16 protein-coding genes and 1 other RNA gene are annotated in these 20,915 nt (G+C 64.1%); 10 read left to right on the forward strand and 7 right to left on the reverse strand.

Annotated elements, in window-relative coordinates; genetic code table 11:
* The first annotated feature begins 38 nt into the window (after positions 1-38).
* Positions 39-785: a transcriptional regulator FnrL gene (gene fnrL / locus AC4FS3_RS00885; protein WP_198835785.1), complete on the forward strand. Its 747-nt coding sequence runs from the start codon at positions 39-41 to the stop codon at positions 783-785.
* 60 nt (positions 786-845) lie between these two features.
* On the opposite strand, the gene AC4FS3_RS00890 is transcribed toward fnrL, so the two are convergent.
* Together AC4FS3_RS00890 and nudC are read right to left on the reverse strand one after the other, a co-directional pair.
* The gene (locus AC4FS3_RS00890; RefSeq protein ID WP_491018951.1) at positions 846-1,316 is read right to left on the reverse strand and encodes an SRPBCC family protein; all 471 of its coding nucleotides are present in this window, start codon (positions 1,314-1,316) and stop codon (positions 846-848) included.
* A gap of 218 nt (positions 1,317-1,534) precedes the next feature.
* Positions 1,535-2,479, reverse strand: a complete 945-nt coding sequence (nudC, locus tag AC4FS3_RS00895; RefSeq protein ID WP_491018952.1) for an NAD(+) diphosphatase — start codon at positions 2,477-2,479, stop codon at positions 1,535-1,537.
* 224 nt (positions 2,480-2,703) lie between these two features.
* On the opposite strand from nudC, the gene AC4FS3_RS00900 reads away from it, so the two are divergent.
* From AC4FS3_RS00900 to ffs, 3 genes are all read left to right on the forward strand, one after another.
* Positions 2,704-4,626, forward strand: coding sequence for a metallophosphoesterase (locus AC4FS3_RS00900; protein WP_491018953.1), 1,923 nt, complete (start codon positions 2,704-2,706; stop codon positions 4,624-4,626).
* A gap of 43 nt (positions 4,627-4,669) precedes the next feature.
* Positions 4,670-5,299 (forward strand): HAD family hydrolase, encoded by a 630-nt coding sequence (locus tag AC4FS3_RS00905; RefSeq protein WP_491018954.1) that lies wholly within the window; start codon positions 4,670-4,672, stop codon positions 5,297-5,299.
* Positions 5,300-5,340: 41 nt separating this feature from the next.
* Positions 5,341-5,439: signal recognition particle sRNA small type (gene ffs, locus AC4FS3_RS00910), an RNA gene on the forward strand.
* A gap of 287 nt (positions 5,440-5,726) precedes the next feature.
* Here the strand turns inward: ffs and AC4FS3_RS00915 are convergent.
* The gene (locus AC4FS3_RS00915) at positions 5,727-6,746 is read right to left on the reverse strand and encodes an NAD-dependent epimerase/dehydratase family protein (protein ID WP_491018955.1); all 1,020 of its coding nucleotides are present in this window, start codon (positions 6,744-6,746) and stop codon (positions 5,727-5,729) included.
* A 9-nt stretch (positions 6,747-6,755) separates the two neighbouring features.
* Positions 6,756-8,147 (reverse strand): phosphomannomutase, encoded by a 1,392-nt coding sequence (locus AC4FS3_RS00920; RefSeq protein WP_491018956.1) that lies wholly within the window; start codon positions 8,145-8,147, stop codon positions 6,756-6,758.
* 398 nt (positions 8,148-8,545) lie between these two features.
* Between AC4FS3_RS00920 and AC4FS3_RS00925 the strand changes: the two genes are divergently transcribed.
* The 6 genes from AC4FS3_RS00925 to AC4FS3_RS00950 all read left to right on the forward strand — a co-directional run bounded on the left by AC4FS3_RS00925 (position 8,546) and on the right by AC4FS3_RS00950 (position 17,975).
* Positions 8,546-9,751, forward strand: coding sequence for an AI-2E family transporter (locus AC4FS3_RS00925; RefSeq protein ID WP_491018957.1), 1,206 nt, complete (start codon positions 8,546-8,548; stop codon positions 9,749-9,751).
* 161 nt (positions 9,752-9,912) lie between these two features.
* Positions 9,913-13,242 (forward strand): transglutaminase family protein, encoded by a 3,330-nt coding sequence (locus AC4FS3_RS00930; protein ID WP_491018958.1) that lies wholly within the window; start codon positions 9,913-9,915, stop codon positions 13,240-13,242.
* A 127-nt stretch (positions 13,243-13,369) separates the two neighbouring features.
* Positions 13,370-15,667 (forward strand): circularly permuted type 2 ATP-grasp protein, encoded by a 2,298-nt coding sequence (locus tag AC4FS3_RS00935; RefSeq protein ID WP_491018959.1) that lies wholly within the window; start codon positions 13,370-13,372, stop codon positions 15,665-15,667.
* A complete protein-coding gene (locus tag AC4FS3_RS00940; protein ID WP_491018960.1) occupies positions 15,664-16,551 on the forward strand; it encodes a transglutaminase family protein in 888 nt (295 codons plus the stop codon). The genes AC4FS3_RS00935 and AC4FS3_RS00940 overlap by 4 nt, the downstream gene beginning before the upstream one ends.
* Position 16,552: 1 nt before the next feature.
* Complete coding sequence (locus tag AC4FS3_RS00945; RefSeq protein WP_491018961.1) at positions 16,553-17,311, forward strand: SDR family oxidoreductase; 759 nt, start codon at positions 16,553-16,555, stop codon at positions 17,309-17,311.
* A 112-nt stretch (positions 17,312-17,423) separates the two neighbouring features.
* The gene (locus AC4FS3_RS00950) at positions 17,424-17,975 is read left to right on the forward strand and encodes an NADPH-dependent FMN reductase (RefSeq protein ID WP_491018962.1); all 552 of its coding nucleotides are present in this window, start codon (positions 17,424-17,426) and stop codon (positions 17,973-17,975) included.
* A 108-nt stretch (positions 17,976-18,083) separates the two neighbouring features.
* On the opposite strand, the gene AC4FS3_RS00955 is transcribed toward AC4FS3_RS00950, so the two are convergent.
* The 3 genes from AC4FS3_RS00955 to AC4FS3_RS00965 form a co-directional block, all read right to left on the reverse strand.
* The gene (locus AC4FS3_RS00955; protein ID WP_491018963.1) at positions 18,084-19,226 is read right to left on the reverse strand and encodes a site-specific DNA-methyltransferase; all 1,143 of its coding nucleotides are present in this window, start codon (positions 19,224-19,226) and stop codon (positions 18,084-18,086) included.
* A gap of 88 nt (positions 19,227-19,314) precedes the next feature.
* The gene (rnhB, locus tag AC4FS3_RS00960; protein WP_491018964.1) at positions 19,315-19,950 is read right to left on the reverse strand and encodes a ribonuclease HII; all 636 of its coding nucleotides are present in this window, start codon (positions 19,948-19,950) and stop codon (positions 19,315-19,317) included.
* 83 nt (positions 19,951-20,033) lie between these two features.
* Positions 20,034-20,882, reverse strand: a complete 849-nt coding sequence (locus tag AC4FS3_RS00965; RefSeq protein ID WP_491018965.1) for an SDR family oxidoreductase — start codon at positions 20,880-20,882, stop codon at positions 20,034-20,036.
* Between the last annotated feature and the right edge of the window lie 33 nt (positions 20,883-20,915).

The raw sequence follows: 20,915 nt of genomic DNA on the forward strand, positions 1-20,915 counted from the left end.
GCAGATCAATGATTTTGAATGAGGCACCCGGCGTGAATTTGACGCTGCACGACAAACAGGCTTTGCACATGGAGTGCGGCGGTTGCCCGATCCGCCATCGTGCCGTTTGCGCCCGTTGTGACAGCGACGAGATGGATACGCTGGAGCAGCTGAAATATTACCGCAGCTTTCAGGCCGGCCAGACGGTGATCTGGTCGGGGGACCGGATGGATTTCGTGGCCTCGGTGGTCTCAGGCATCGCCACCCTCACCCAGACGATGGAAGACGGGCGGCGCCAGATGGTGGGCCTTTTGCTGCCCTCGGATTTCGTCGGGCGGCCGGGGCGGGCAACCGCGACCTATGACGTCACCGCGACGACCGATCTGGTGATGTGCTGTTTTCGCCGCAAACCCTTTGAGGACATGCTGGTGAAAACCCCGCATGTTGCGCAGCGGCTGCTGGAAATGACGCTCGACGAGCTGGATGCGGCGCGCGAATGGATGCTCCTGCTGGGCCGCAAGACCGCGCGTGAAAAGATCGCCTCGCTGCTGGCGATTGTGGCGCGGCGCGATGCGTCGCTGAAGGTGCATGAGACGCTGGGCAAGGCCTCGGTCGAGCTGCCGCTGACCCGCGAAGAGATGGCGGATTACCTTGGCCTGACGCTGGAAACGGTCAGCCGCCAGATCTCGGCGCTGAAGCGCGACGGGGTCATCCGGCTGCATGGCAAGCGGCTGATCGAGATCCCGGATTACCGCCGCCTGCTGGAAGAGGCCGGCGATGATTCCGATGGCGGGATGCCCGCCTGACCCTGATGCCTTAGGCCAGTGATCCCTGAGACCCGGCCCTGATGGCTCGCTTGACCCAGGTCAGCCAGCGCTTTCCAGCCAGCGCTCTTCGATCATCTTCGCGAATTTGCCCATCTGCCCGTCCAGCCTGCGCTGCGTGCGGCCCTTGACCAGGCGCAGCGACTGGATCAGCAGCCGCGCTGCGATGGTCTTCGGGCGGGTCTCGGCAACCAGCAAAACCCGCGTGCGTTTCGGCGCGAGGCTCAGCAATTCCAGCCGCACCCCGCCCGCCACGGACGGGCTGTCGAGATCGAGGTCAAGCGCGTTGGGCGGGCTCAGCTCGGCAATGCGCAAGAGCACCTTTCGCGGCTTGCTTTTATAGGCAAAACGCAGTCGCCAGCCCATGCCGGCCTCCGGGCGTTTCAGATGATCGATCCGCTCGACCTCTGCACCGCGCCGCACGGCCATGCGCTCGAAATGTTCGAAATCGATGACTTCCTGCCAGACAAAGTCCAGTGGTGCCTCAATATCCTGCTTCGCGCTGAATTTCATATGTCAGAACCTGACTGTCAGTGTTGTTATATGCCAGACCGCAGACCGCCACAGCTGCGAGGCGAAACGGCGGGTGAAAACTGTACCGGCGCAACCTTGCCGGAGATACCGCGACCTTAAACCCTGGCGCGGTGTTATTTCAGATATATCCTGTGTACCGTCAGATATTTCGCCGTAGTTTTATGCCGGCTTTCACCACCGGATTTGCAACAATCCCCTTAATCCAGCCGGTCGGCAAGCCAGCTTTCGATAAGATAGCGCGCGATAGAGCCCTGGCGTGGCGGTCGCACCGCCTCATGCGTGCCATTGACCACCCGCACCATGTCTTCGCGGCTGACCCAGAGCGCGTTATCCAGCTCGATCGGGTCGAGAATGATCTCATCGCTGAGCGCCTGCGCATGACAGCCCAGCATCAGCGAGGCCGGGAAAGGCCAGGGCTGGCTGGCCAGGTAGCGCACGGCGCCGCAGATCACGCCGGTCTCTTCCTGAACCTCACGGCGCACCGCAGCCTCGACGGTCTCGCCCGGCTCGACGAAGCCCGCAAGCGTCGAATACATACCCTCGGGCCAGCCCGGGCTGCGGCCGAGCAGAAGGTCATTGCCCCGGGTCACCAGCATGATCACCACCGGATCGGTGCGTGGAAAATGCATCGCCTTGCAGGACGGACATTTGCGGTGCCAGCCGGCGCCGCCCGCCTCGGATTTCGCACCGCAGGACGGGCAGAAGCCATGTGTGCGGTGCCATTCCAGCAGCGCCCGGGCGGTTGCGGCCATCTCGGCCTCGTCCGGGTCAAGCGCTGCCATGATCTGGCGCAGTTCGATGAATTGCCGCCCCGCCGGTGCCAGCGGATGCGGCTGCCGCCCGGCATCGAAAACCGTCTCGGTCGGAAGACCCTCTTCCGGCTTCCAGGACGAGACATCAGCGGCAAAAACACCCTTCTCGCGCCAGAGACCCAGAAAAACCGGTGGCGGGGCATCGGCCAGCAACGGATCCCCCGTCGTCACAAACCCCAATGTGGTGTCATCGGCCAGCGGCATCCCGCGCCATAGCGGCAGGATCAGCCCGCCTGCAAGAAGCGCCGCCAGCGCCTCGGGGTCAGAGCGCAACTCATGGCCCCTGTCGCGCCCGGTGCCGCCAAAAGTCACGGAACTGGCCTGTTGCATCACTTGCTCCACCGCATTAGCCTTCAGGGATCTTCAGGCGGTGATGACATGCCGGACAGGCGCCGAAAAGCCCCTTCGCCACGCATCCGGCAGAGTTTTCCGTGGGGGCTTGCGGCTGAGCCAGCGGCGTGACAACCTTCAGTTGTTCATTTGAATGTCGACCGTGTTTCAATCAAATATGACCGCAATGGTTGCACTCTCACCCCCTTCGAAGGCATGGCAACATGTCTTCTGAACCTGACAGGCTCTGGTCCGGAGGATTGGTCTTTGCCCGCGAAACGCCGCCTGACGGCTCCGGCCTGCTGAGGATCATCGCGACCAGCGACCTTCACGCGCAGCTGCTGTCCTATGACTATTTCGCAAATCGCCAGCTTCCCGGCACCGGCCTCGCCCAGATCGCCTGTCTGATCGCCGAAGCGCGCCGCACTGCGCCCGCCTCTCTTTTGCTCGACAACGGGGATTTTCTGCAGGGTGGTGCCCTGGCCGAGATCGGAACGATGCGGCGCGGCAGACGGCCGCATCCCGCGATCACCGCCTTCAACGCCCTCTCCTATGACGCTGTGGCGCTTGGCAATCATGAATTCGACTACGGGCTCGAAACGCTGAGCTGCGCGATTGAGGGTGCCGCTTTTCCGGTGATTTCCACCAATGTCCTGGTGGAGAAGGCGTCAACGCCGCTTGCAGACCGGCATTTCACCACGCCTGCAACATTGTTGACCCGCGAGATCGCACTTCCGGACGGGACGCGGCGCGCGGTCACTGTCGGAATTTTCGCCCTGACGCCGCCCGAGACGCTGCAATGGAATGCGCGCTGGATCCGGGACCGGCTCGAGATACGGCAGATGGAGGAGACCGCCCGCGCCTGGGTGCCAGAATTGCGGGCGCAGGGGGCGGATATCGTGATCTGTCTTGCCCATACCGGCATCGCGCAGCCGGTTGCAGGTGTGTCCGAAGACAACCAGGCGGTCGAGATTGCCGGGATCCCCGGGCTTGATGCAGTGATTGCCGGCCATAGCCACCTGACCTTTCCCGACCTGCGCAGCTATTCCGACCCAAGGGTGAACGGGATCAGCGGCCATATTTCCGGCAAGCCGGTGGTGCAACCGGGGCATGAAGGCTCGCATCTGGGGGTGATCGACCTCTGGCTGAGCCCGGTGAGCGGCATCCCGAACCGCCGATGGGAGGTGACGCGCAGCCGGGCGCACCTGATCGCCGGCCAGGAAACGGTTGCCGGGATGCCGTCGCGCACGATCCGCGAGGCTTCGGCCCCCTTGCGGCTTGCGCTGGCCCAGGATCACTCCGCCGCGCTTTTCCGGATGCGACAGCGGCTTGGGACGGTCGCGATGCCGGTCTCGTCCTGGTTTGCCAATGTCGCGGACGGCCAGGCGATGCGTCTGATCGGGGCCGCACTAAGCGCGCACGCCCGCGCACGCCTCGACGGCGGGCCATGGAGCAAACTGCCGATGGTGGCGCTGGTTTCGTCCTTCCGCTCTGGCGGGCGCGGCGGGCCGATGAACTACGTCGACATTCCGCAGGGAAATGTCTCGCTGCGCCACGTGTTCAGCCTTTATCCGTTTCCAAATACGCTGACCGCGCTCCTGACCACCGGAGCGGAGCTGGCCAGGCGGCTTGACCTTGCCTGCACACTCTTCAACCAGATCCTGCCGGGCAAACCTGACCAGATCCTGACCAATCCGGTGATTCCGGCCTTCAGCTACGCCGCTGCCATCGGTGCCGGCTATCAGATCGACCTGAGCCTGCCTCCTGCCCCGCCCGGGATCGCGCGCCCCTTCGGCAAGGGCCGCATCAAGGGCCTCATGATCGACGGCCGGCCGCTTGGGCCAGACGATCCTGTGATCCTCGTCGTCAATAATTACATAACCGACGACCCCCGCCGCCCCGCCGGTGAAGTGGTCCTTGATGAGGGCCGCAACTGTACCGGGATCATCGCCGATTATATCCGCGAAAAGGAGCGGATCGTCTCAGATGACCGCCCCGGCTGGCGCTTCACGCCGATGCCGGGCACCTCGGTGCTTTTTGACAGTGGAAGCGGCGCCTGCGAGCGGCTCGACTCCGCCGCCTTGCTGCGTCCCGAGCCAATCGGGCTGATGCCATCAGGCTTTTCGCGCTTTCGTCTGCATCTGTGATGGTGCAGGGTCCGGCCAGCGGATTCAATGGCTGAGGATGAATATGTTTGACGCGGTTTTCTTCGATCTCGACGGCACTCTGGTCGATACCGAGGCGCTGGCGCTACGCTCTAACATGCGGGTTTTTGCGGATCATGGCCATCCGGTCGAACCCGATTTCCTTCATGAGCTGATCGGCAAGGATGAGCCCGCAGTCACCCAATATCTGCGTGAGACGCTGCCGGGGCTGGACGCCGTACAGCTGCAGACCGATCTGCACCGCGCCTTTTACGAAGATCTCGAAGCGGGCCTGGATCTGAAGCCCGGCGCGCGCCGGCTGCTGGACGGGCTCGCGGTGCCAGCGGTGCTCGTGACCTCGTCGGGACGCCCGGGCGCGCTGCGCAAGCTCGAGCTGACCGGCATCCATGCGGCCTTTGCCGGGGTGATCACGCTGGACGAGGTGACGCGACCGAAGCCCGATCCGCAGCCCTATCTGATGGCGGCAGAGATGCTGGATCTCGACCCGTCGCGCTGCCTGGTGTTTGAGGACAGTGAGACCGGCGCCGAGGCCGGCCATCGCGCCGGCTGCACCGTGGTGCAGGTGAAAGACGTCGTCAGCCCGACAGGCCGCTGGGCGCATCACATCGCCGATGACCTGCTGGCGGGCGCCCGCCTTGCCGGGCTCGCCATCTGAGCCCCTCTTGCGTCAGCCTTTCAGGCCGCTTATATCGGACTTGAGAGGTTGGCGCGGGTGAACGCCTCGCCAACCCGGTCAGGTCCGGAAGGAAGCAGCCGTAACGAGATCCGTTTGGGTCGTTGTCCAGCCTCTCACCTTTTCCCCTGCCAAGCTTTTGATGCGAAAGAAATCCCTTGAAAACAAGGGCTTACCGCTATTTTCGGGTCCGGGGCGCCTGCCGGAACAGGGTCAAGGATGGCGACACTCGGCAAATGCTCTGATTGAGCAGATGTTTGCTGCCAGCGCCGCGAAATGCCGGTTTATACTGCGCCAGCAGTCCATTCTCCCTCGCCCCAGCCGGTCGGGAGATTGTAAAGGGCGAGCGGGATGAACTCCGCCCGGGGCCTGCGCATTGCAGGTATGCGAGCCGACAGAGCCCGCGCCCTCAGACATTGTAGTAGTCACGATACCAGGCAACGAAAGTCGCCACCCCTTCGGGCACGCGGGTTTTGGGCTGATAACCGGTCAGGCTTTTCAACAGGTTCGCATCGGCCCAGGTCGCAGGTACGTCACCGGCCTGCATCGGCATCAGATTGCGGATCGCCTTGCGCCCGGTGGCGGCCTCGATGGCTGCGATGAAATCATCCAGCTCCACGGCTTCGGAATTGCCGATATTCACCACACGCCAGGGCGCCACCGGCGAAAGGCTGTCGCCTTCGGACACCTGGCCATTTTCCGGCGTCACAGGGGCAGCGTCGATCAGAAGGCGGATCCCTTCCACCAGGTCGTCGATATAGGTGAAGTCGCGCTTCATCTCGCCATGGTTATAGACGTCGATGGGCTCGCCTCTGAGAATTCTCGCGGTGAATTTGATCGGCGCCATATCCGGGCGCCCCCAGGGTCCGTAAACCGTGAAAAAGCGGAACATCGTCACCGGCAGGCCGAAGAGATGCGCATAGCTGTGCGCCATGCCTTCCGTTGCCTTTTTCGTCGCGGCATAGAACGACATCTGATGATCGGCGCGGTCGGTTTCCGCATAGGGCATCTTCGTATTGGCGCCATAGGCCGAAGAGGTCGAGGCCAACAGCATATGCTGCGGTGGGAAGGCGCGGGCTGCCTCTAATATCTCGAAAGTGCCGACTATATTGCTTTCCAGATAGGCGCGCGGATTGTCGATGGAATAGCGCACCCCGGCCTGGGCGGCGAGATGGATCACCACATCGGGGCGATGGGTGTCGAACAGCTGCATCATCAGGCCGGGTGTCTCAACCGAATCATTCACGACCTGGAAGCCCGGATCCTGGCTCAGCATCGCCTGGCGGCGCTGTTTCAGTGTCACGTCATAATAATCGGACATATTGTCGAGCCCGATCACCTGGAACCCATCCGCCAGCAGGCGACGGCAGAGGTGATAGCCGATAAAGCCCGAAGATCCCGACACCAGCGCTTTGCGTGTCTCAGCCATAAATCACCTTTATCCGATCAGCTCTTGCCTCAGCGCCGTCAGCCCGCGATCCATCAAATTCCGTGCTGCAACCGCATCTTCCGCCTCGGTATAGAGCCTGAATTCGGGCGCATTGCCAGAGGGGCGCAGGTGCAGAATGGCGCCGGTCGCCAGGGTGATCCGCAACCCGTCTGTCAGATCGACAGCTTTTTCCTCCTGGCCAAGCCCGGCGAGAAAGGCCGCCCGCGCGCGCGCATCCCCGATCAGCCGCGCGAGAAAGGGGCCCGAACGCTCTGGCGCGATCTCTTGCAGCCGGTCCGACAGGGTCACGACCGGTGGCTCGCCCGCCACAAGGGTCGAGACCGTGCCGCCCTGCGCCGCAATCAGCACCATCAGGATCGGCAGCAGGAAATCGCGGGTCGGCAGCGCCTGGATCACGCCGCCGGCCAGCGCCGCGTCAAAGCCCAGCAGGAAGCCGCCATTGGCTTCATATCCCACCACGCGCCCACCCGCCGCTTCCATCGCAGCGATCACGAAAGGCGAGCCGATCCTGGTGCGCCTGACCGAGGCAAATCCCTTGCGCATCACACCCGAATTCGAGGAAACCGGCGTCACCACCGTATCTGCCCCAAGCGCCGCAGCCGCGATCTGGCCGAGGATATCGCCGGGCACGATGCGCCCGGTCTCATCTGCCAAAAGCGGGCGGTCGGAATCGCCATCGGTCGAAATCAGGGCATCAAGGCCGTTCTCTGCCACCCAGATCGCGATCTGGCGCGCAACATCGGGGTCAACGGCTTCGGTATCGACCGGGATGAAACTGTCGGAATGGCCAAACTCAATCGCCTCGGCGCCAAGTCCGCGCAGCGTTGAAAGCATCGCCTCGCGTCCGACCGCCGAATGGCTGTAAACGCCGATCCGCCGCCTCTGCAGCGCATCAGGGCCGAAGACCGACACATAGCGGTGAATAAAGGCAGTATTGCCCCCGGCCTCCTGCAACCTGCGGCCGTCAGGGACGGCATTACCCGGATCGCGGCCAAGGGCCCCAAGGATCGCGGTCTCATCTTCTTTGGTGATCTCGCCTGCAGGGGTGTAGAATTTCAGCCCGTTGCGATCGGCGGGGATATGGCTGCCGGTCACCATCACCGCCGCCGCTCCGGCCCGACGCGCGAGACAGGCCAGCGCCGGAGTCGGGAGCGCCCCACAGGCGGTGACATCAACGCCCTCCTTCAGCGCGGTCTCGATCACCACACGCGCAATGCCAGGGCTTGAGGGCCGCAGATCTTCGCCGACAAACAACCCGCCGCCCGAGCCGCCTTCCGTGGGGCAGGCCGCGAGAAAGGCGCGGGTGTAATCCGCCACCAATGCGTCGGTCAGTTCAGTCACGAGGCCGCGCAGGCCGCTGGTGCCAAATTTCGGAGCCATAGCTTCGCCTCCAGTCAGGATCGCCCTGAGTTTCCAGTCGTTTTCGGTTTTGGCCATAATCTGCAAATATATGCATCACAACCTCTGCGGTCGCGAAGGGGCAGAGGCGGGCCAGAAATTCCTGCCCTGCCCACTCTTCCGGGAGATTGGCAAAATCGCAAAACGATCCGGAAAAGCAACCACTTGCAGATCATAAACACTTGCAGTTCGCGGGGCGCCACCCCATCTGAGGGTGGTGACATCGCGGCCATAGTGCCGCGAAAATCCTGCCGCAGAAAAGAGATTTTCATCGGAATGTCTCATGAAACTGCGATCCATAGTGCCGCTGTCCTGACACTGGCATCTCGACACTGGCGCCCCGGGGCGCGACTATGCCGGAAAATGGAAAAGATCGGAACATGGCCGCAACGACGACCCCTTCCCGCCCCGGACCTCCCTCCCGCCCCGAGCCACCCTTTGCCGGGGAAACGCGGCACGGATATCGTCGCCCGCTGATCACCGATATTTCGGCGGCGCGCTGGCTCTTGCTCGCGATCCTCGCGGCCTCGGTCTATTTCTTCTACGGCTTTATCGTGCCCGTGCTGGCCGCCACCGTGATCGCGGTCGCAAGCTGGCCCCTGCGCGAACGCTCGCTGCCAAAGCTGGGGCGCACCCTGACCGCCACGGCACTGGTGCTTGTGCTTCTATGCTTTCTGGTGCTGCCGATCCTTGCGGCGCTGTTCTACGCCTTCCACGAATTGCGTGACTGGATCTCCTGGGGGTTCCGCATCAACAGCACCGGCACGCCGCCGCCGCACTGGCTGGTCGAACTGCCGCAGGTCGGCGGCTGGATCGATGATAAATGGCGCGCGACCATTGGCCATCCCGGCGGCCTTGGGGAATTGGTACAGCTGATCTCGGGCGAGAATATCGGCTCGATCTATCGCGGCGTGCTCAGCGCGGGATCGACCGCCTTCCACCTGTTCCTTAACCTCGTTTTCATGCTGATCGCGCTGTTCGTGTTCTATCGTGACGGCGACCGCGTGGTGGAACAGATCGACCGCGTCGGCGCCCGCATCCTCCCCGAGCGCTGGAATCGCCTGTCGCGCATCGCGCCCGCCACCATCTCGGCCACAGTGACCGGCATGACGCTGATTGCGATTGGCGAAGGCGTGGTTCTGGGCATCGCCTATTATTTCGCGGGCCTGCCCTCGCCCGTCACTTTCGCCGTCATCACCGCCGTCATGGCGCTGATCCCCGGCGGCGCACCTTTGTCCTTCACCCTGGCCTCGCTGTATCTGGTCGCCTCGGGCTCGCCCTGGGCCGGGGTCGCGCTCTTCACCTGGGGCACGGTCGAGCTGTTCATCGTCGACAAGACCATCCGCCCGATGCTGGTCGGTGGCCCGGTGCGGCTGCCGTTCCTGCCGACCTTTTTCGGGTTGATCGGCGGGGTAAAGACCATGGGCATTGTCGGGCTTTTCGTCGGGCCGGTTCTGATGGCGCTTCTGATGTCGATCTGGCGGGAATGGCAGCGCGAAATACTTGAAGACGAGGCGCGTCGCCAGCCGCAGACGAATGCCTTGCCGCCGCCGGTGCCGCCGCCGGTCACAACCGCTGACGGGTAAGGACCCCGCGGACTGCCCGATTGGCGGGCAGTTATTGCCCGGATTTGCGCCAATTGCGCGAAGTGATGGCAAAAACCCCTTGTCCGGCCCGGATTTGCCCTGAACTCTGGGGTTCCGGGCCGGGGGTGGAACATGTTGCCGGCCGCCAACAGGAAGTTCCGATGTCGATCAAGGCCGCAATCCATCACCTGACGCATTACATCTATGACCAGCCAGTCCTGCTTGGCCCCCAGGTGATCCGGCTGCGACCGGCGCCGCATTCGCGCACCCGGGTGATCAGCCATAGCCTGAAAGTCAGCCCCGGCGGTCATTTCGTCAACCACCAGCAAGACCCTTACGGCAATTGGCTGGCACGTTTCGTCTTTCCTGAACCGGTGCGCGAGCTGAAGATAGAGGTTGATCTGGTCGCCGACATGACCGTCTACAACCCGTTTGATTTCTTCGTCGAGGAAAGCGCCGAGACCTTTCCCTTCACCTATCCCGACGATCTGATCCAGGACCTGTCGATCTATCGCCAGGTGGAGCCACAGGGCGCCGAATTCGACGCCCTGCTCGCCTCGGTCAGCCGCGCGCCATTGCGCACTGTCGATTTCATCGTCGGGCTGAACGCGCGGATTGCCTCAGAGGTGAACTACCTGATCCGGATGGAGCCGGGCGTCCAGACGCCGGCGCAGACGTTGCAACTTGCCTCGGGGTCGTGCCGCGACAGCTCCTGGCTGCTGGTCAATCTTTTGCGCCATCTGGGATTCGCTGCGCGCTTTGTCTCGGGCTATCTGATCCAGCTGAAACCAGATCTGAAGGCGCTGGATGGCCCCTCGGGAACCGAGGTCGATTTCACGGATCTTCACGCCTGGGCCGAGGTCTATCTGCCCGGCGCCGGCTGGATCGGGCTGGACCCGACCTCGGGCCTTCTGACCGGCGAGAGCCATATCCCGCTTTCCGCGACACCGCATTACCGGAATGCCGCCCCGATCACCGGCGGTTTTACGGGGCAGGCCAATGTCGGTTTCGATTTCGACATGCGCGTGACCCGGATCTCGGAGCATCCACGCATCACCAAACCGTTTTCCGATGCGGCATGGGCGGAACTGGACGCCCTTGGCGCCCGCGTCGATCAGGCGCTGGCGGCGGGGGATGTGCGGCTCACCATGGGCGGCGAGCCGACCTTCGTCTCGATTGACGATTTCGAAAGCCCGGAATGGAATTCCGAAGCCGTCGGCCCCCAAAAACGCGCGCTGGCCGATCAGATGGTGCGCCGGTTGCGCGACCGTTTCGCGCCGGGCGGCTTTCTGCATTACGGCCAGGGCAAATGGTATCCGGGCGAGACGCTGCCGCGCTGGACCTTTTCGCTTTACTGGCGGCGTGACGGCCATCCGGTCTGGCGTGATGTCAGCCTGATCGCCCCCGAAGGCGAGGATCAGGGCGCGACGCCCGAACAGGCGGCGGCGCTGCTGTCGGAAATTGCGGTACAGCTTGATCTGCCGCAGGATTTCATTCTGCCCGCCTATGAAGACCCCGCCGAATGGCTGGTGAAAGAGGCGATGCTTCCCGAGAACGTCACCCCGGAAAACCCCGAGCTGAAAGACCCCGAGGCGCGGCATCGCATCTCGCAGGTCTTCGCGCGCGGGCTGACGGAGCCTGTCGGCTATGTCTTGCCGGTGCAGCCCTGGCAGGGGCGCGAAAATGGTCGCAAATGGGTGTCTGAGCTGTGGTCCATGCGCCGGGGCAAGGTCTTTCTGACCCCTGGCGACAGCCCGGTCGGCTACCGGCTGCCGCTCGGCAGCCTGAAGCAACTCTCCGCCGCAGAATACCCCTGGCTGAACCCTGCCGATCCGACCGAACCCCGCCCCGACCTGCCGAAATCTGACCCCCATCCGCAACCCCGCGCCAGCTTTACCGCCGCGACCGAGAGCCAGCAGATCACCGAACAGATCGCCGGCTCCGACCTTGGCGGCGCCGTCCGCACCGCGCTGTCGATCGAGCCGCGCGAGGGGCGGCTTTCGGTCTTCATGCCCCCGGTGGTGCGGCTTGAGGATTACCTCGACCTGCTGGCTGCGACTGAGACGGCGGCGGCGAAACTGGGTCTGAAAGTCCATATCGAGGGCTATCAGCCGCCGCATGACCCACGTATGAATGTGATCCGCGTCGCCCCCGATCCGGGTGTGATCGAGGTGAATATCCACCCGGCCACCTCGTGGGAAGACTGCGTCGCGATCACCAATGGCGTCTATGAGGATGCCCGCCAAAGCCGTCTTTGCGCCGAGAAATTCATGATCGACGGCAAACATACCGGCACCGGGGGTGGCAACCATGTCGTGGTCGGCGGCGCCACGACGCTCGACAGCCCATTCCTGCGCCGCCCTGACCTGCTGCGCTCCCTGATTCTGCACTGGAACCGGCACCCGTCGCTGTCCTACCTGTTCTCGGGGCTCTTCATCGGCCCGACCTCCCAGGCGCCCCGGATCGACGAGGCCCGCCATGACGCGCTTTACGAGATGGAAATCGCGCTGTCGCAGATCCCCGCGCCATCCGAGGGTGAGCCGCCGCTGCCCTGGCTGACCGACCGGCTGCTGAGAAACATGCTCACCGATGTGACCGGCAACACCCACCGCGCCGAGATCTGCATCGACAAGCTCTATTCTCCGGATGGTCCGACCGGCCGGCTGGGCCTTGTCGAATTCCGTGGCTTCGAGATGCCGCCGGATGCGCGGATGTCTCTGGCCCAGCAACTCCTGATCCGCGCCCTGATCGCGCGATTCTGGAACGCTCCGGCCTCCGGGCCGCTGACCCGCTGGGGCACCAGCCTGCATGACCGTTTCATGCTGCCGCATTTCGTCTGGCAGGATTTCCGCGACGTTCTGGGCGATCTGCGCGCCCATGGTTTTGATCTGAAAGAGGAATGGTTCAGCGCGCAGGCAGAGTTCCGTTTCCCCTTCTGCGGCGAGGTCGATTATGAGGGCACCCATATCGAGATCCGTCAGGCGCTGGAGCCCTGGCATGTGCTGGGCGAGACCGGCGCCATTGGCGGCACCGCGCGCTATACCGACAGCTCGACCGAACGGCTCCAGGTGAAACTGACCACCGCCGACCCATCCCGCTATGCCGTGACCTGCAACGGGCGCGAGCTGCCCCTGACCGCTACCCGCAGCGGCGAGGCGGTGGCGGGCCTCCGGTTCAAGGCATGGGAGCCGGCACTGGCCATCCATCCGCGCCTGAAATCCCAGGCGCCTTTGTCCTTTGACCTTTATGACCGCTGGTCGGGGCGCAGTCTGGGCGGCTGCACTTATCATGTCGCCCATCCTGGCGGGCGGAATTACGACACTTTCCCGGTCAACGGCAACGAGGCGGAGGCACGGCGCCTCGCGCGGTTCCAGCCTTTTGGCGGCACCGGCAATCTCTGGCAGCCACAGGCCGAGACCCGGCACCCGGAATTCCCGCTGACCCTTGACCTGAGACGCCCCATCGGCATCTGGTCCAGCCATGACTGGTGACTTGCCTTCCCCTTCGGTTCCGGCCAGAGCTTCGCCTTCCGGATCAGAGCCGCGTCACGATTTCGGCCTGGCAGCGTACCGCCCTTTGCCCGGCGTCCCCGATGAGCTGATCGGGCCGGACGGGCAGATGCGCCCGCTCTGGCGGCCCTTAATCAACCATCTGGAAACGCTTTCCGACACTGATCTGACCCGTGCGATCGAGCGCGCCGATCTTTACCTGCGCGATTCCGGGGTGATTTACCGGCAGTATGACACCTCTGCCGGTACGGCTTCGGTCGAGCGCCCCTGGCCGCTGAGCCATCTGCCGGTGCTGATCGACGAGGCCGACTGGACCCGGCTTTCCGCCGCGCTGATCCGGCGCGCCGATTTGCTGGAACTGTTGATGGCGGATATTTACGGGCCAAACCGGATGGTCGCAGAGGGGCATCTGCCGGCCGAATTGCTGGCGGGCAACCCCGCCTGGGCGCAGCCGATGGTCGGGATCGCGCCACGCTCCGGCCATTTCCTGCATTTCGTCGCCTTTGAGATTGGGCGCGGCCCCGACGGGCAATGGTGGGTGCTCGCCGACCGGACCGAGGCACCTTCGGGCGCGGGTTATGCGCTTGAGACCCGGGTCGCCACCACCCGCGCCTTTGGGCCGCAGCTTTTTGGTCCGCAGCTGCACCGGCTTGCCGGGTTCTTCCGCGAGTTTCGCGATCACCTCCTGTCGATGCGGACGGATCCTGCCGCCCGTGTGGCGATCCTGACACCAGGGCCCTGGAACGAGACCTGGTATGAACAGGCCTGGCTTGCACGATATCTGGGCATCAGCCTGGTTCAGGGCGAGGATCTGACGGTCGAACACGGCCGGCTGATGCTGCGCACTGTCTCGGGCCTCAAGCCGCTGGATGTGCTGTGGCGCAGGCTAGACGGGTCTTTCGCCGACCCGCTGGAGCTGGACCCGGCCTCACGGCTTGGCACGCCCGGCCTCGTCTCAGCGCTGCGTCAGGGCGGGTTTTCGATGGTCAACCCGCCGGGATCGGGCGTGCTGGAGACGCGGGCTCTGATGGCCTTTCTGCCGCGCCTCGCGCCGGTCCTGACCGGGGAAAAGCTGATGCTGCCGAATATCGCCACCTGGTGGTGCGGCGATGCGGCGGCCCGCCAGGCAGTGATGGCAGCAGCAGATCGCATGATCCTTTCCCCCGCGCTTGGCACCGGCCTGCCCTATGACCGGATGGATGACCCGCTGGCGGCGGCCAGCCTGACGCCAGACGCCCTGCGTGACCGGCTGGAACGTGACCAGGGCGCGCTGGTGGCGCAAGAGGTTGTGCGGCTTTCAACCACCCCCGCCCTGGTCGATGGCAGGATCACGCCGCGCCCGATGTCGCTCAGGGTCTATCTCGCGCGCACCGCTTCGGGGTGGAAGGTGATGCAGGGTGGTTTCGCCCGGATCGGCGCCACCACCGACCCGGCGGCGCTGGCGATGCAGCGCGGCGGCGGGGCGGCGGATGTCTGGATCATCTCGCCCGACGATGTGGGCGGCGATACGCTGATGAACCGCCCGGCAGGGCAAAGCGGCATGCCCGAACCCGATGAGCTGCCCGCCCGCGCCGCTGACAACCTGTTCTGGCTGGGCCGCTATGTCGAACGCAGCGAGGGCATGGTGCGGCTGTTGCGCGCGCATCATGGCCGCATCGCTGTAAGCGGCACCGGATCGCTGCCGCTGCTGGCCGAGACCGATCAGCTCCTGGAATTTGCCGGTCTCGACCATGACGATCCGATTCCCGAGGGGCTTTTGGACACGATCGGGCGCGCGCTCACCTCGGCGGCGCAGCTGCGCGACCGCTTCTCGACCGATGGCTGGGCGGCGCTGACGGATCTCGATAAATCGGCACGACGCCTGGCGCAGCAGGTCACCCCGGGCGATGATGCAGCCCAGGCGCTTTCGGCGCTGTTGCGCAAGCTCGCGGGCTTTTCGGGCCTGGTGCATGAAAATATGTACCGGCTGATCGGCTGGCGGTTTCTGACGCTGGGGCGGATGCAGGAACGCGCCCGAAATATGGCGGGCTGGCTGGCGGCGCTGACAGATCCCGAAGCCGACCCCGGCGGCATCGACCTGTGTATCGAGCTGGGCGATTCCGTCATGATCCATCGGCGCCGCTATTCCATGAGTTCGGGGCGCGGGCCGGTGATCGGGCTTTTGGCGCTGGACCCGCTGAACCCGCGCGCGATCCGCAACCAGGTCGATGGCATGATGGATCTGATCCGGATGCTGCCCGAGGCCCTGGTCGAAAACCGGCTGAGCGCCCCGGCACGCGCATTGCTGCGGCTGCAGACCGACCTCGCCACCGCTACGCCGGAAACGCTCGACAGTGCAGCGCTCTATGCCGTGCAGATGCGGCTGGGCGAGGTTTCAGACCTGATCTCGGAGCGCTATTTCCGATGAGCCTTTATAAGCTGCGTCTGCAGATCAGCTATGAATTCGACCGGCCCAGCGGCGCCGGGCGGCAGCATTTCCGCATCCTTCCCGCCACTCTGCCCGGGCGCCAGCGTCTTCTGGGATCCCAGGTCACGCTGGAGCCGGAACCGGGCGAGCTGGGCTTTTTTACCGATTTTTTCGGCACTGCTGTCGTTGAGGCGGCAATCCCCGCCGGGCTGACGCGGCTTGAGCTGCGCCTTGAAGCCGAGGTCGAGCGGCTGGCAGAGCCCGAGGGGCTCGACCTCTCGATGCCGGTCACCCAACTCGGCCCCGAGATCGCGCAATGCCGCAGCCTCGGGCCGACATCGCCGCTGCATTACCACCTGCCCTCGCGCCGCATCCCCCCGGTAAACGCCATCAGCGATTTTGCGGCCGGCGCGCTGAGGACGGGAGACAGCGTGGCGGTGGTGACAGAACGGCTTGGCCTCATGCTCCATGACCATATGAGGTTCGAGACCGGCGCCACCGATGTCAACACGTCGCCGGCCGAGGCCTTTGCCGCACACAATGGCGTCTGTCAGGATTTCGCGCAGATCATGGTGGGCGGCCTCAGGAGCCTCGGCATTCCGGCGGCCTATGTGGCAGGCTATCTGCGCACCCTGCCGCCGCCCGGGCGAAAGCGCCTCATTGGCGCAGATGCGATGCATGCCTGGGTCAGGGCCTGGGGCGGCAGCCAGCGCGGCTGGATCGATTATGATCCGACCAATGCCTGTTTCACCGGTGCGGACCATATAGATGTCGGCATGGGCCGCGACTATGGTGATGTGGCGCCGGTGACGGGGATGCTGCGGCTTGACGGCCAGCAGGAGGGCCGCCATTCGGTGGATATTACCGAGGCCGGGGAGGGCTGAGATGACACAAAGCGAATTGCCGGTCGCGGTGATCACCGGTGCCGGATCGGGGATCGGGCGCGCCGTGGCACAGGCGCTGATCGCGGCGGGCTATCGCTGCGCGCTGATCGGCCGTCGCGAGGCGCCCCTGGCGGAAACGGCGGCGCACAGCGCAGATCCCGACCGCGCGCTGATCGTCACCGCCGATCTGAGCCAGTCCGACGCGGTCCGCGAGGCTTTCGCGCAGATCGTCGCGCGTTTTGGCCGGATCGATTTCCTCTTCAACAATGCCGGTGCCTTTGGCGGCCAGGCGCGGGTCGAGGATACCACGCCGGACAGCTGGGATGCGGTGATTGCGATCAATCTGAACGGCGCCTTCTACTGCGCGCGCGAGGCCTGGCGGCAGATGCTGGTGCAAGACCCCAAAGGCGGGCGTATCCTCAACAATGGCTCGATCTCGGCCTATGTGCCACGACCGCAGACGATCTCTTACGCGGCGTCGAAACATGCGGTGACCGGGCTGACCAAATCCCTCGCACTTGAGGGACGCGAACATGGCATCGCAGTCGGCCAGATCGATATCGGCAATGCCGCAACGCCGATGACGGCTGATATGCCCAGGGGCATGCTCCAGGCCGATGGCAGCATCCGCCCCGAGCCGGTGATGGATGTCGCCCATGTCGTCGAGGCCATCGTGATGATCGCGCGCCAGCCGCTGACGGTGAACACACTCTTCACGACGATCATGGCAACTGCGATGCCCTATGTCGGGCGCGGCTGAGCCTCACGGCTGATCCTTGCCGATCGGCACAGGGCCTCCAGCACCCTAGCCTTTGCGCCCGGGCCGTAATGCGTAACACTGAATGCATGGATCAACAGAAGGAAGCCTTCAAATGTCCAAGCTGGAAGTCGCCGTCCTGGTCGGAAGCCTGCGCGCCGGGTCTTACAATCTCTCGGTCGCCAAAGGGCTGCAGGCCCTTGCACCCAAGGGCATGACCCTTGAGATCATCCCGATCGGGGATCTGCCCTTTTACAACCAGGATCTGGACGAGGGCACGCCACCCGCTGCCTGGACCGCATTCCGCAAGGCAATTGCGGCGAAACAGGCGGTGATCTTTGTCACGCCGGAATATAACCGCTCGGTGCCGGCGGTGCTGAAAAACGCATTGGATGTCGGCTCGCGCCCCTATGGGCACAGTGTCTGGGGCGGCAAGCCGGCTGCGGTGATCTCGGCTTCGATGGGCGCGATTTCCGGCTTCGGCGCCAATCACCATCTGCGCCAGTCGCTGGTCTTCCTCGACATGCCAACATTGCAACAGCCCGAAGCCTATCTGGCCCAGGTGCAGAACATGCTGGATGACAAGGGCGGGCTGAAACCAGAGACCGCAAAATTCCTCGGCACCGTGCTGGAAAAATTCGCGACTTTCGCCGCGAAGAACATCTGACCCTCCAGGGCGCGCGCAACCAAAAGGCCCCGCCACGTAAACATGGCGGGGCAGTGGCACCCCAGGCGGACCGGGGCGCAGGCGTTCACGTATCTTATTGTAATCGCATCAGTTCGGGCGCGAAGCCGCCGCCGAGGCTGCTCCTGCATCGGCCCCCATCTCGGCCCGGATCTGCTGGCGCAGGATATCGATCGGGATCATTTTCCCGTCGCGTTTGAAATGCCAGTAGGTCCAGCCATTGCAGGACGGCGCGCGTTCATAGGCCGCCCCGACCTGGTGGATCGAGCCCTTGACGTCATTGCCGATCAGCGTGCCATCGGCGCGGACCTTGGCCTTGTAGCGATTGCCGAGCGACCAGAGTTCCTCACCCGGGCGCAGCATGCCGCGCTCCACCACCTGGCCGAAGGGCACCCGCGGTTCGGCCCGTTTCGAGCCGGTGATCTCCAGCGCCGAAGCATCGAACTTGCGCACCCGCGCCAGCCGCTCCAGCGCGGCCTTGCGATAGGCTTCCTCGCGCTCGATCCCGATGAAATCGCGGCCCAGCATCTTGGCGACAGCCCCCGTGGTGCCGGTGCCAAAGAACGGGTCCAGCACAACATCGCCCGGATTGGTCGTCGCCAGCAGCACGCGGTGCAACAGCGCCTCGGGCTTTTGCGTCGGATGCGCCTTGTCGCCATGCTCGTCCTTCAGACGCTCATGCCCGGTGCAGATCGGAATCACCCAGTCTGACCGCATCTGGATGCCTTCGTTCAAAGCCTTCAAGGCCTCGTAATTGAAGGTATATTTCGCCTTTTCGTCTTTCGAGGCCCAGATCAGCGTCTCATGCGCATTGGTCAGCCGCTTGCCTTTGAAATTCGGCATCGGGTTCGATTTGCGCCAGACCACGTCGTTCAGAATCCAGTAGCCCTGGTTCTGCAGCTCGGCGCCCAGACGGAACACATTGTGATAGGATCCGATCACCCAGATCGCGCCATTGGGCTTCAACAGCCGCTTTGCAGCCGCCAGCCAGCGCCGGGTGAACTCGTCATAGGAAGCGAAAGAGGCGAACTGATCCCAGTGATCATCCACCGCATCGACCTTGGAATTATCCGGCCGGTGCAAGTCGCCCTTCAGCTGAAGGTTGTAGGGCGGGTCCGCAAAAATCAGGTCTACCGAGCCCGCCGGCAGGCTCTCCATGATCTCGATGCAATCACCCGCAAGAATTTCGTTCAGCGGAAGCGCATGCTCCGCCGGTGCTTTTTTCGTCGCCATATTCTGCCTCTGCTCGCGGCAATTCTTGTGTGCCGTCTTGTGGATAAAGATGAGTCAGAACCGATTCGGCGTCAAATTGTTTATTGAATCAAGGGGTTACATAAATCCCTTGATACAATATGTTGTGGATAGGTTTGAAGGACCGTCTATGCACAGGGGTTACGCCAAAATCCAGGAGCGCCTGGAGATGCGCCTTTGTCGGGTAGCCGGCGTTCCGCTCCCAGCCGTAACCCGGAAACTGTTGCGCCAGATCCACCATGATCCGGTCGCGCGCAACCTTGGCGACAATTGATGCGGCGGCAATCGACTGGCAGCGGGCATCGCCCTTGACCAGGGCCCGGGCAGGGATCGTCAGACCGCGCGGCAAAAGGTTGCCATCGATCAGGGCGAAATCGGGCCCCTGCCCCAGCCCCGCCACTGCCCGTTCCATCGCGAGATGGCTGGCGCGCAGGATATTGATCTCATCAATCTCTTCGACACTGGCATGCGCGACCGAGACGGCCGCATGGGTCAAAAGCCAGTCTGACAGCCGCTCGCGCGCCGCCTGGCTCATCGCCTTGCTGTCCCTGAGCCCCTCGGGGATATTTCCCGGATCCAGCCGCACCGCCGCCGCCGTCACCGGTCCCGCAATCGGTCCGCGTCCGACCTCATCGACACCCACGACACAGGTGGCGCCACCTGCCAGCGCCTCCGCCTCAAAACTGAAATCCGGAACCGTCACCATCGCCGCCCCTGCCCGCTCCTGAAAACGGCTTTCATCTGTCTCTTAAATATCCCCGCCGGAGGCTCCCGCCGCCAGCCACCCTCTCAACCCTCAGCCGCGAGGATCCCCCGCAGCCCCGCCCGGTAATCGGGGTATAACAACCGCACCCCCAACTCTTCCCGGATCCGCGTATTCCTGACCCGCCGGCATTCCTCATAGAAACTGCGCGCAAGCGGCCCCATCTTCGCCTCGGCAAATTCCACCGCCGGCGGCTCCGGCAGGCCCAGAAGACCGGCGGCAAAGCTCAGCACCTCGGCGGCGGATGAGGGCAGGTCGTCGCAGACATTATAGATCCGCCCCGGCCAGGGCGCCGCCATCGAGGCCCGCAGCACCTGCACGATGTCATCGACATGGATGCGCGAAAACACCTGGCCCTCTTTCAGGATCCGCCGGGCCGAGCCATTGCGGATCTTCTCAAACGGCCCGCGCCCCGGCCCGTAAATCCCGGCCAGGCGAAACACCTGCACCGGCAACGCGCTCGCCAGCCAGTCGCGCTCGGCACGGACCCGTTCGCCCGAACGCGCCCGTGCGGGCAGAACCGGCGAGGTCTCATCCACCCAGGCGCCACGCGTATCGCCATAAACCCCGGTTGTCGAAAGATATCCCATCCATTCCACCTGCGCCTCGCGGATCCCGGGCCAGGCGTTCAGGAACGGATCGCCCGCCTCATCGGGGCTGGCGGAATGCAGGATATGCGTGGCGCGCGCCAGTGCAGGCGCAAGATCCGCGCCCCGCGACGGATCCCAGATCAGAGGCTCGACGCCCATTGCCTCAAACGCCGCCGCCTTTGCCGCATCGCGGGTGGTGCCGATCACGGTCCAGCCCTCGGCCAAAAGCCCGCGCGCCAGCGCGGCCGCGCAATATCCATGTCCAAGAGAAAGCAGTGTTTTCATGGCCGCGACTATCTCTCTGCACGCGCGCCTGTG

It is taken from the genome of Pseudogemmobacter sp. TB195, assembly GCF_058313095.1.